Raw genomic sequence first — 12,627 nt, forward strand, 5'->3', positions numbered from 1 at the left:
GCCGAGTAGTAAGACCCCTACCTCAAAATTCAGCGAAAGCAAAAAAGTTAGATAGGGACCGGGCTGCCTGTAAAAGCCCGATTGGTGAGGGCTGATTAAAGTTTTTTATATACATTCATTATAAGTTATATATATGCGATTTTTGTTATACGACCGGAAACGTATTTACTATAGATATATAATGTTATACACTATGAAAGGAATTAATTAATAGTTAATATTTTTTAGTTAGCTTGATTAAAAAAATTGTATGAATATGAAGTTTTGAGAGGAGATTTATTTTTCATGAAGTACAAAGCAATAGCCGCAGGTTTATTAGCAGCAAATTTACTAGCACATCCAATTAGTAGTTTAGCAGAAACGAAGAAATTTCCTGATGTTTCAGATAGTGCGTGGTCGAAAGACGCAATTTATTATTTAGTAGAGAGAAATGTAATTAACGGTATGCCAGATGGTAACTTTATGCCATACGGAAATTTAACACGTGCCCAGGCAGCAAAGATTATCGCAACAGCAATTGGTGCTAAAGTAGATCCAAATGCAAAGCCGTCTTATAATGATGCAAAAAATAGTTGGGCAGCTTCATTTATTGCAGCCATGGAAAAAGAGAATATTATTAAGGGACGAGAACCAGGAGTATTTGATCCAGAAGGAAAAGTAACTCGTGCTGAAATGGCAGCTATGCTTGTAAGAGCATATAATCTGAAGAGCAAAGTAACAGGACCAGTTCCTACAAAATTCGCTGATTTAGAGAATCATTGGGGTAAAGAAGAAGTTAATATTTTAGTAGAATTAAAACTTTCTTTAGGTACAGAGAATGGCTGGAAACCGAATGATTCTATTACGCGTGAACAAGCAGCTCAGCTTACTGCGCAAACAGATAAATTTAGCAAGAATAGTGATCGTCCAGTAGAAACAAAGAAAATGTACATAGATAGAAAATTCATTACATATCACGCGCCATCATTAAGTTCTGGGATTAGTGCAAATCAGCATAATCCACAAATGGTTGAAATTAAAGAAGAACGAGATGGATGGATCAAAATTGCAACAAGTAACGGTGATAAATGGACACCTTTAGTAGAGAAAACAGAAGTTATTAATGAAGGATTCACTACTTATGCAGAAGCTTCTTCTTCGTCAAAAGTAATGGGAACACATAACGCACAGCAAGTAACTGTTATTGAAGAGAGCGGCAGTTGGATTCGTATCCGCATGGGCGCTGGTTTCCAATGGGTTAATAAAAATCAATTAAATCCAGTGAAGCAAGGTAACTTCTTAGAAGGAAAAGCGATTATCATTGATCCAGGTCATGGTGGAGTTGATTCAGGTAATCCAGGTTATTATGAGAAAGAAAGTGAAACTGTATTAGATGTATCATTGCGATTACAGAAAATATTTGAGAAAAAGACACCATTTACTGTGTTATTCACTCGTACAGATGATACACGTCCAGGAACAAGTGGTCCGGATTCTTTAAAGAAACGTGTAGAATTTGCTCAAAAAAATAATGGGGATATTTTTGTAAGTATTCATGGTAATGGTACGGAAAAGAAAAATGGACAAGGTACAGAAACATTCTACTATGAATCAGCGACAGCAAGAGGAACAAATCCTAACGTATCAGAAAGTCGTTTATTAGCAGAAAAAATTCAAGAGCGTCTTGTAGATGCACTGGGGACAAAAGATCGTGGTGTGAAAAAAGGCGATTTATACGTAATTAGAGAAAATACAATGCCAGCTGTATTAGCAGAATTAGCATTTGTAGATAATAAAAGTGATGCAGATAAAATAGCTACACCAGCGCAAAGACAAAGTGCAGCGGAAGCAATTTATCAAGGCATTTTAGATTACTATGAAGAAATGGGTAACAACGTGTCTTCTTTCCGTTAATAAATAAAAGAGATTGCCATTGGCAGTCTCTTTTATTTATTAACGTTTCTCTTTATTTCCGGCATATGATATCATTTAATTTTATATACAAAAGTATTTGAGTAATTGTAATTAGAACAATTTTAAACGATAGAGGATGATAATAGATTGAATAATCATAGTAAAACACCTGCCTGTATATATACGTATGCATTTCGTGAGGAGGAGCGTGCTTTATGTTACTTGGAAATGCGCTCGTTCTTTGGAATGGAGTCCCACGTTAATATTTTAAAAAGTGATGTCAAAATTGACCCGAGTAGAAGTGCGTTTATGAAAGAGCGAATTGAAGTTATGTATGAAGGGGACGACTTAGAAAGCATTTTAAAACAAGTGGAACAAATTGATTTGGCGGGAGCGACATTTAAAGTTATCTTCGTTAAAATCAATGACCTCGTTGGGGAGAATAAAATTGAATACGGAGAAAGACGTCTTATTGAACGAGACCTTGGCATGCACATTGAAGGAGAAGCGGATGTTCGTAATCCAGAGCGTGTATTCGGGATTGTTCCTCTTGGAGGACGCTGGTACTTCGGGCACTATGTAGAAAGCGAACCAGTTTGGTATCATCACATAAAAAAACCGCATAGCTATTCGACATCACTTAGCACACGTGTTGCGAGATCAGTTGCAAATATCGCTGTACCAAATCCAGAGGGAGTACGAGCAATTGACCCGTGCTGCGGTATTGGAACAGTAGTAGTAGAAGCACTTTCTATGGGGATTAACATCGTTGGTAGAGATATAAATCCACTTGTAGTTCTTGGAACGAGAAAAAACATCGCACATTTCGGATTTGAAGGAACAGTAACAAAAGGTCCAATCGAGGAAATTACTGAGAACTATGACGTTGCCATTATCGATATGCCGTACGACCTATTTACGCACGCCACACCAGAAGATCAGCTCTCCATTCTTTCAAGTGCGCGCCGCATCGCTAAAAAGGTAGTCGTTGTCACGATGGAGACAATGGATGACATGATCCATGAAGCAGGATTTGAAATTACAGATCGCTGTATTACAAGAAAAGGATCATTTACTAGACAAATTCTTGTTTGTGAATAAGAAAGGAAGGTCACCCGTTTGGGTGACCTTTTTAGTGTAGTTTGATGTGTGATTGATTGGCAGTTTGTAGGCGGCGATAAGTTGATATTGTGATCGGAGAATCTATTACTGTTCTTTTAATTTCTCTTGTTGTGCGATTAATAAATTGCGTAATACGTGTCCGCGGTAACTTTCTAATTTTCGTCCTTCATGATAGCGTACGCCTAATTTTTTTAGTTCAGCTACGTACCAGCCCTTTGTTCCGTAATACATGGGATCACTTCCTTTTTGCTTTTGAACAGTATATGTTGGGGGGCGAAGTAACTTTACATTGAAAATATTAATGGTAAAAGGAATCCTACATGTGTGTACGAGAGGAATTGCAAAGTTATCGAGATGTTTTATAACGTAACATCCAAGCTGTGTATAAAAAAGTAGACAGTTGTATATGAATTTGTTGAAAAAAGAATACACATTACTGAGGGGATTTGAAAAAAGTAATGCTATACGATTTGGCATGATACTTGCGTTGGAAATAGTATCAACGTATAGGGGAGAGATCGAAATGAAGGTTAGTAAAATATATACAACGATTGATGCACACGTAGCTGGGGAGCCGCTTCGAATTATTACGGGCGGAGTGCCAGAAATAAAAGGAGAAACGCAGCTGGAAAGACGCGCCTACTGTATGGAACATTTGGATTACCTTCGTGAAGTTCTTATGTATGAACCGAGAGGGCATCACGGAATGTACGGTTGTATCATTACACCACCTGCAAGTGCCCACGCTGATTTTGGTGTTTTATTTATGCACAATGAAGGATGGAGTACGATGTGTGGTCATGGCATTATTGCTGTCATTACAGTTGGAATTGAAACAGGCATGTTTGAAGTGAAGGGGGAAAAACAAAAGTTCATTATTGATAGCCCGGCTGGGGAAGTCATTGCGTATGCAAAATATAACGGGAGTGAAGTAGAATCTGTATCATTTGAAAATGTCCCTTCATTTGTATACAAAAAAGACGTTCCTATTAAAATAGATAACTATGAATTTCAAGTAGATATCGCGTTTGGAGGAGCATTTTACGCTGTTGTAGACTGTAAAGAATTTGGTTTGAAAGTTGATTTTAAAGACTTGCCTGCTATTCAAACGTGGGGCGGTAAAATTAAACATTATATAGAGAGCAAAATGGAAGTGAAGCATCCACTTGAAGAAGGTTTAAAAGGAATATACGGCGTTATTTTTTCAGATGAACCGAAAGACAAAGGTGCTACGCTACGAAATGTAACGATTTTTGCTGATGGGCAAGTAGACCGTTCTCCTTGCGGTACAGGAACTTCAGCGAGAATCGCAACTCTTTTTGAAAAAGATGCTTTACAAAAGGGAGAAATTTTCGTCCATGAATGCATTACTGACGGGAAATTCGAGGGGGAAGTATTGTCGGTAACCGCAGTAGATACATATGAAGCTGTCGTTCCAAAAGTAACGGGGAATGCCTTTATTACAGGATTTCATCAGTTCGTTGTAGACCCGAGAGATGATTTGAATCGAGGATTTTTGTTAGGATAAGAGGAGGAGGTGGAAAGATATGCTAGTCATAAGCGCGAACGAACAACGAAACTTAGTAAATATGAACGAAGTCATTGAATACGCGGCGCTTGCTTTAAAAGAATTTTCCGCAGAAAGAACGATCACACCAATTCGAGGCTCATTGCCATTTGCGAACGAGAAAAATACGGCATTAATTATGCCCTCAGTAGCGGAAGGGCTTGAGGCACTTGGCTTAAAAGTAGTAACAGTAGTCCCAGAGAACAAAAAGATAGGAAAGAAAACGATAAACGGGATTGTGATGCTATCAGACTTTCAAACGGGAGAACCGCTCGCACTTTTAGAAGGATCGTACTTAACGATGATCCGAACAGGCGCCTTATCAGGAGTAGCGACAAAATATTTAGCTCGTCATAACGCAAAAACTTTATGCATTATCGGCACGGGCGAACAAGCGAAAGGAATTGCCGAAGCAATATTTGCGGTTAGAGATATCGAAAAAGTCATCTTATACAATCGCACAGAAGAAAAGGCGTATGCATTTGCGGAATATATACAAGAGAGATTCAACAAACCTGCATATGTTCACACAAATGCAAATGAAGCAATAAGCGAAGCAGACATCATCGTCACAACTACGAACGCATCCACACCAGTCTTCTCAGAAAAACTACAAAAAGGCGTCCACATAAACGCCGTCGGCTCATTCAAACCGAACATGCAAGAACTACCATCCCATGCCATCGCGGGAGCAAACAAAGTAGTAGTCGAATCAAAAGAAGCAGCACTAGACGAAACAGGAGATCTTCAAGTTCCAATAAAAGAAGGGCTATTCAAAGCAAACGCCATTCACGCTGAACTTGGTCAAATTATAAGCGGAGAAAAAGCTGGACGCGAAAATGATGAAGAGATTACTATTTTCAAATCAGTTGGTTTGGCGGTAGTAGATATTATCGTTGCGAAGTATTTGTATGAGAAAGCGGTGGAGCAAGGAGTAGGGAATAAGATTGAATTTTGAGGCTGCCTTTTGGCGGTCTTTTTTTCAATTCATCAAATGTCATGGTAACCTCCTAAATGTGTTTTTTGTCTTTAATCCCATTCTACATTTTCGATCATATATAACAATCATTTCAGAGTTTTTTTTGGAAGCTACTAGTTTTTTAACTCATTTTATGAGGTAACCTATGCGTGGTCTTTTTATTTTATCTTCCGCATAAATATATTTTATCGCAAGAATGCATTAATAGATTACAAACTTTCTACCTTTGCGAAAAAGTTTGACAATACATACGGGTAGTGGTAATTTAAAACCTATAAGAAAACTCGGTATTAATTCCGAGTTTTCTTATAGGTGTAAATAGTCGAGAGGGGTCGAAATATGAAGAAGAAGTTGTTTGTATTACCATTTGTCCTACTATTATTTATTGCATTAGCTGCTTGTTCAGGGGAAAAAGATTCGAAGCAAGCAGGAACTAGTAAATCAGGGACTCCGAAAGACGGAGGGGCGTTAACGATTGGTGTTAGCGATAATCCAGATACGATGAATCCGCTTTATGCGAATGATCGTGTGTCATTAACTGTGCAGCAAGCTTTATATGCGCCGCTATATCATATGGAAGACGGTAAGAAAAAGTTTGTTCTTGCTGAGAGCTTTACGCCTTCAGAAGATCAATTAACGTGGACATTGAAATTAAAAGATAATTTGAAATGGCATGATGGTAAGAAAATTACATCAGACGATATAGCATTTACATTCCAATCTATTTTAGATGAGAAGCAAAATAGCTCAAGTCGTGAAAACTTTATTTTTAAAGGAAAGCCGCTTGAGGTGAAAAAGGTAGATGAGTTAACAACTCAATTCGTTTTACCACAAGTAAGCGCATCTTTCGAAGGTGTGATGAATGATTTCTTCCCGATTCCGAAACATGTATTTGAAGGGGAAGCAGATTTAGCGAAGAGTAAGAAAAACTTACAACCTGTAGGGTCAGGTCCGTTTAAGTTTAAAGAATATAAATCAGATGAGTACGTTGCATTAGATCGATTCGATGATTATGTAGGTGGGAAAGCTAAATTAGACTCTATCGTATACCGAGTTGTAAAAGACCGTAATACAGCAAATGTTTCACTGCAAAATGGTCAAATCAACATGAAGATGATTGAGCCGCAAGACTTTAAGAAATTAGATAGCACTGGGAACTTCTCAATGGTGACATTCCCTGAAGGTAGATTATTCTACTTATCTTATAACATGAATACTGATCTTATGAAGAAAAAAGAAGTGCGCCAAGCAATTGCACATGCGTTAGATAAGAAAGAAATGATTAACTCAGCATTCGTTTCAGGTGAATTTGCAGAACCAGCAAATTCAATCTTAACGCCAGACGCTATGTATTATGCGAAAGATATTAAAGACTATAAGTATGATAAAAAAGAAGCGAAAGATTTATTAGCAAAAGCTGGCGTGAAAGATAAGGAAAAAGTACGTGTGATGTATGTAACGAATAATAAAATTATGGAAAGCTTAGCGTTATATACACAACAAAAATTAAAAGAAGTTGGCTTAGAAGTTGAACTAAATGCATTAGATGCTAGTGCGGCAAGTGAAAAAGGCTTAGATAAAGAGAATAAAGAATATGATATTACATTTGGTGGTTACATAATGGGACCTGAGCCAGATTCATATAAGAGCTTATTCTTAAGTAATGCTGAATACAATTATGCACGATATAAAAACGCTGATTTCGATAAGTTATGGGAAGAAGCTGCAGTTGAAACAGATAAAACAAAACGCGCAGAGCTATACCATAAAATTCAAGAGACAGCTAGAGAAGACGTACCTTATCTACCAATCGCGTATCCGAAAGCAGTTATTGCAGTAGATAAAAAGTTTGATGGATTAAAAGAAGCGAAAGCAATTCCTGTCACAATGTTTGAAGATCTATCTAAGATTTATGAAGTGAAATAAGAAACAATAAAGAAGCTGGTGGAAATCAGCTTCTTTAGCTTGAGGGGGGAAGTTTGTGTATAAAGTAATTGCGAAGAGGCTTTTAAATGCAATTCCGCTTTTATTTGTTATTTCTATTATTTCTTTTCTATTAATAAAACTAGCGCCGGGGGATCCGGTTCGAAACTTTGTTACGCCAAACATGAGTCCAATTGATGTTGAGCGTATTCGTAAAAGTTTAGGACTAGATCAACCAATTTACGTGCAGTATTTTTTATGGTTAAAAAATATTTTAACAGGAAACTTTGGTTACTCACTTCAAAATCATCGTCCTGTTTTGGAACTTATCACAGAAAGATTACCTGCAACAATTGGATTAATGGGATCATCTTTACTCGTCTCATTCGTAATCGCAATACCACTTGGACTATTTACAGGTGTGAAAAAGAATTCGTTCTTTGACCGCATTGTAAACTTTATTTCATACGTTGGTATTTCTATGCCGGTTTTCTGGTTTGCACTACTATTAGTCTACTTATTCTCTTTAAAATTGAACCTACTTCCGAGTATGGGTATGCGCACCGTAGGTAAAGATTCTGTCTGGGATATTGTGCAACACGGCATTTTACCTTGCATGGTGTTAGCGTTCCAAAACGTATCTGTTTATATGAGATATATTCGTTCAAGTACGATTCAGCAATTAGAAGAAGAATATGTACAAATTCAATATGCGTACGGCGCTTCAAAGAAAACGGTGTTATTTAATCACGTACTTCGAAATGTATTAATACCGATCATTACAATTTTCGGATTATCGATTCCAAGTTTAGTAGGCGGAGCGTTTATTACGGAAACAGTATTCTCATGGCCGGGTCTTGGTTCACTTGGGGTAAATGCTATTTTTAGATTTGATTATCCGATTATCATGGCAATTACATTACTATCATCATTCATGTTAATTCTCGGTAACTTAATTGCTGATATTTTATATGGCGTAGTAGATCCGCGCATTCGAATGAGGGGGTGATTTGGAATGAATAATAGGAGATTTCAAACGATAAAACATAGCTTTACGAAAAATAAGTTTGTTGCAATGGGAGTTATTATACTTGCGGTTTTAACGGTCGCATCAATTTTCGCATTCGTATCGCCGTACGATCCTAGTAAAATGTCAATTCCAGATCGCTTACAAGAACCAAGTATGAGTCATCCTTTCGGAACGGATGATTACGGAAGGGATTACTTAACGAGAGCGTTATATGGCGGACGAGTTTCACTTGCGGTCGGTTTCCTTGCGATGGTTGTTTCTATTACAATCGGGACCGCAGTCGGAACAATTAGCGGATATTTTGGAGGAAAGTTAGACAACTTTTTAATGCGAGTTGTTGAAGTACTTATGTCAATTCCATCATTCTTTTTAATGCTACTATTAAATGCGTATTTAAAACCAGGAATTACGACGTTAGTTCTTATTATCGGATTACTAACATGGATGGACACCGCGCGCATTGTAAGGGCAGAAACGTTATCTGTAAAAGAGCGTGAGTACGTTTTATACGCAAAAGTATCAGGACAAAAATCACTTATGATTATTGTAAGACATATCATTCCTAACATTTTATCAACCATTATTATCGCCGCGACATTAACGATTGCGACATCGATTTTAATGGAATCATCACTTAGTTTCTTAGGTTTAGGTATTAGAGAACCAGATTCTTCTTGGGGCAGCATGCTAAACAATGCGCAAGGATATATTGGTGAAGCTTGGTATTTAACGCTCTTCCCAGGATTCCTTATCCTTTTAACGGTACTTAGTTTTAACGTAATTGGTGAAGCGTTGAAGAAAGCTTTCGCACCAAAAGGAGCCGGACATGAAAACTAAAGTGTTAAGTGAAAGGAGTGAGAAGCGTGTCTGAAAAACTACTAGAAGTGAAAAATTTAAAAACTTCTTTTTTCATAGAAAGTGGCGAAGTTGAAGCGGTTCGCGGCGTTACATTTCGCTTAAATAAAGGAGAAGTAGTCGGTATCGTTGGGGAATCTGGAAGCGGAAAGAGTGTAATGGCGAAGTCTGTTATGTCTCTCGTTACGTCACCAGGAAAAGTGAAAGAAGGGGAAATCCTTTTTCATAATGAAAACATACTTTCTAAATCTGAAAAAGAATTACGTTCTATTAGAGGAAATCAAATTTCACTTATCTCTCAAGACCCAATGTCAGCGCTAAATCCAGTCGTGAAAATTGGGAAACAAATGACGGAAGTAATTATACGTCATCAAAAAGTGAAAAAGAAAGAAGCAGAGCAAATCGCGATTAACTTGTTAAAACAAGTCGGCCTTTCGTCGCCAGAAGAAAGGGTAAAACAATATCCGCATGAACTAAGCGGTGGTATGAAGCAGCGGGTTATGATCGCAATGGCGATGTCTTGCAACCCTGACCTTCTTATTGCGGACGAGCCGACGACTGCACTTGATGTAACGATACAAGCACAAATACTAGATTTAATGAAAAACTTAAAGAACGAAACGAATATGGCGTTACTTCTTATTACGCATGACTTAGGAATTGTCGCGCAAAACTGTACGCGCGTCATCGTTATGTATGGCGGGCTTATTATGGAAGAAGGACCTGTACTTGATATTTTCCAATCGCCGAATCATCCATATACGAAAGGGCTATTAAACTCTCTGCCAAAAATATCGAACGGTGTAAAAGAAAGACTCGCTCCTATTCAAGGTGTAACACCAAACTTATTAAACCCGCCACAAGGTTGCCCATTCGCAGAGCGTTGCCCGCATGCGATGGACATTTGTGAAAAAGAACGTCCGCCATATTTTGAAATCGGAAACGAAAGACGTTCCATGTGCTGGTTAAACGATAAGACAGTAGGTGATTCACATGCATGAAGAAAACTTAATTGAAGTTTGGAACTTAAAAAAGTATTTTCCTATTAAAAAAGGACTATTTGGCAGGAAAACAGAGCAATTAAAAGCAGTCGATGACCTTAGCTTCACCATTAAAAAAGGTGAAACATTCGGTTTAGTAGGAGAATCAGGTTGCGGAAAATCAACGACAGGAAGAAGCATCATTCGTTTACACGATGTCACTTCAGGTAACGTTTTATTCGACGGAAAAGATATCGCAGGTTTAAAAGAAAGTGAACTAAAAGAATATAGAAAACGAATGCAAATTATTTTCCAAGATCCATACGCATCATTAAACCCGGCAATGAACGTATTCCAAATTATTAGCGAACCGATGAACATTCATGGATCTTATGAAAAAGAAGAACAAAAAGAAATCATATTAGACCTGCTTAAAAAGGTAGGCCTAAAAGAAGAACATTTATATCGCTACCCGCACGAATTTAGCGGGGGCCAGCGCCAGCGCATTAGCATCGCGCGCGCACTATCTGTAAAACCAGACTTTATCCTATGTGACGAACCAATCTCAGCACTAGATGTCTCAGTCCAAGCGCAAGTCGTAAACATGCTGCAAGACATCCAAGAAGAAACAGGAGTCACATATTTATTCATCGCACATGACCTATCGATGGTAAGACACATATCAGACCGAATCGGAGTCATGTACTTAGGAAACATAGTAGAAATTGCCGATAGTGAAGACCTATACACAAAACCGGCACATCCATACACACAAGCACTACTCTCATCCATGCCAGAACCAGATCCAACAAACACTGGTAAAGAACGGATTATCCTAGAGGGAGAAGTACCAAGCCCACTAAACTCACCATCCGGCTGCAAATTCAGAACGCGCTGCAAATTCGCCACTGAAAAATGCGCACAGGAAGTACCGAAGATGGTTGAGATTGCGAAGGGGCATGAAGTAGCTTGTCATTTGTTTTAGGGGGAGAGCACCAGGGGGGACCTGGTGCTTTTTTGTTTTGTGTTGGGGTGTGGGATTGGTTGTTAGTTTAGGAGATAACGCGCTCGAAATTTGTCGGTAAATCGATATGTTGTGTCGAAACGTTGATATATTCGGAGTTACGATCGATATAATTGAATAATCGTTGATATATTTTTGTAAAGAGTGGGATTAGTTGTAGATTAATGTAGAAATTTAATGTTTTCGGAAAAAAGAATTGACTTCTATATTAGTTGTAACTAAAATAGTTACATAAAGATGTAATCAATTTAGTTACAACTAATATCTGCTAAAAATATGATTTATATATTTAATTAAGGATGGTGGTCCATACGTTGCCACCCGGTGTAGAAAGTTACTAACACATTCAAATCGATGCATATTCTAAGCTTTAGTATTTTCTGTTACGGGGCAATAAGGTGCAACGTTATCTTTTGTTAAAAACCTTGGTGGATCTTTCTTTGGAAATATTAGTTTTGGGGAAATATAGTAAGGTATCTAAAAAAGAACAAGGTATAAAAAGATGTACTTATATAAACCAAAAATTTAGTTGAGCTGGATAATAAAAAAAAGGTAGGAGATTTAAATGGAGACGAAACAAGATAATCTTATTTACGTATGGGATGCATATTGTGGATGGTGCTATGGTTTTTCAGAAAGTATTAAAGGATTTTACAAAAACCACACTGAAGTGCCATTAACGGTTTTATGTGGAGGGTTATTTTTGGATAATTTACCAATGAAACACTTCTCATATATAGAAGAAGGAAATAAAAGAATTAATCAACTTACAGGTGCTGAATTTGGTCCTTCCTATCAAAAATTGGTGGAGGAAGGGACTTTTAAAATGAATTCGAAAGATGCTGCAATTGGTTTTTCAGCTTTACGCTCATTAGCGCCAGACCGTTTATTAGAATTCACTTCGGCTATGCAAAAAGCGTTTTATTATGAGGGCCAAAGTCTGAGTGATCCTGAAACATATCGTAAAATTGCAATCGAGCATGGTTTGGACCCTGAACAAGTATTAGAACGTTTAAACGCTCAAGAAACAATAATAGATGTCCAAAATGATTTTAATAAAGTTCGACAGCTTGGTGTTAATAGCTATCCTTCCTTACTTTTACAAAAGGATAATCAAATTATTCCTATTGGTGGTGGCGTAATGACACCGGATAAAATTGAAGCGCGTTTTAAAAATTTATATTAAGAAAATTTAGGATATAGTAGCAAACACGTTATCTTAGGCCACCTGACATTGATCTCCGGAATATTCGC

Annotated in this window: 11 protein-coding genes; 10 read left to right on the forward strand and 1 reads right to left on the reverse strand. The window is 37.6% G+C overall.

Annotation, left to right across the window (positions count from 1 at the left end; translation table 11 throughout):
• Positions 1-285: 285 nt before the first annotated feature.
• Positions 286-1,893, forward strand: a complete 1,608-nt coding sequence (locus GBN91_RS21185) for an N-acetylmuramoyl-L-alanine amidase (RefSeq protein ID WP_059304101.1) — start codon at positions 286-288, stop codon at positions 1,891-1,893.
• Between the two features lie 147 nt (positions 1,894-2,040).
• On the forward strand, positions 2,041-2,994 hold the full coding sequence (locus GBN91_RS21190) for a TRM11 family SAM-dependent methyltransferase (protein ID WP_001059319.1): 954 nt from the start codon (positions 2,041-2,043) through the stop codon (positions 2,992-2,994).
• A gap of 105 nt (positions 2,995-3,099) precedes the next feature.
• Here the strand turns inward: GBN91_RS21190 and GBN91_RS21195 are convergent, their stop codons facing one another.
• Entirely contained in the window at positions 3,100-3,330 is a 231-nt protein-coding gene (locus GBN91_RS21195) for a YflJ family protein (RefSeq protein ID WP_100617920.1), read from the reverse strand.
• Between the two features lie 208 nt (positions 3,331-3,538).
• Here GBN91_RS21195 and GBN91_RS21200 point away from each other — a divergent pair, with 208 nt between their 5' ends.
• The 8 genes from GBN91_RS21200 (at position 3,539) to GBN91_RS21235 (ending at position 12,559) form a co-directional block, all read left to right on the forward strand.
• Positions 3,539-4,543: a proline racemase family protein gene (locus GBN91_RS21200; RefSeq protein ID WP_152122224.1), complete on the forward strand. Its 1,005-nt coding sequence runs from the start codon at positions 3,539-3,541 to the stop codon at positions 4,541-4,543.
• 19 nt (positions 4,544-4,562) lie between these two features.
• A complete protein-coding gene (locus tag GBN91_RS21205; RefSeq protein WP_049108267.1) occupies positions 4,563-5,540 on the forward strand; it encodes an ornithine cyclodeaminase family protein in 978 nt (325 codons plus the stop codon).
• Between the two features lie 360 nt (positions 5,541-5,900).
• Positions 5,901-7,487: an ABC transporter substrate-binding protein gene (locus GBN91_RS21210; protein ID WP_046392390.1), complete on the forward strand. Its 1,587-nt coding sequence runs from the start codon at positions 5,901-5,903 to the stop codon at positions 7,485-7,487.
• A 55-nt stretch (positions 7,488-7,542) separates the two neighbouring features.
• On the forward strand, positions 7,543-8,493 hold the full coding sequence (locus GBN91_RS21215) for an ABC transporter permease (RefSeq protein WP_000278778.1): 951 nt from the start codon (positions 7,543-7,545) through the stop codon (positions 8,491-8,493).
• Positions 8,494-8,499: 6 nt separating this feature from the next.
• A complete protein-coding gene (locus GBN91_RS21220; protein WP_001065285.1) occupies positions 8,500-9,351 on the forward strand; it encodes an ABC transporter permease in 852 nt (283 codons plus the stop codon).
• A gap of 26 nt (positions 9,352-9,377) precedes the next feature.
• Positions 9,378-10,370 (forward strand): ABC transporter ATP-binding protein, encoded by a 993-nt coding sequence (locus GBN91_RS21225; RefSeq protein WP_023521279.1) that lies wholly within the window; start codon positions 9,378-9,380, stop codon positions 10,368-10,370.
• Positions 10,363-11,334, forward strand: a complete 972-nt coding sequence (locus tag GBN91_RS21230; protein ID WP_152122226.1) for an ABC transporter ATP-binding protein — start codon at positions 10,363-10,365, stop codon at positions 11,332-11,334. Before GBN91_RS21225 ends, GBN91_RS21230 begins: the two co-directional genes overlap by 8 nt.
• Before the next feature lie 604 nt (positions 11,335-11,938).
• Positions 11,939-12,559 carry a DsbA family protein gene (locus tag GBN91_RS21235; RefSeq protein WP_000448615.1) on the forward strand — a complete coding sequence of 207 codons (621 nt, stop codon included), beginning with the start codon at positions 11,939-11,941 and terminating at the stop codon, positions 12,557-12,559.
• Positions 12,560-12,627 lie beyond the last annotated feature (68 nt).

It is taken from the genome of Bacillus sp. B1-WWTP-T-0.5-Post-4 (assembly GCF_009183795.1).
Lineage (GTDB): Bacteria > Bacillota > Bacilli > Bacillales > Bacillaceae_G > Bacillus_A > Bacillus_A cereus.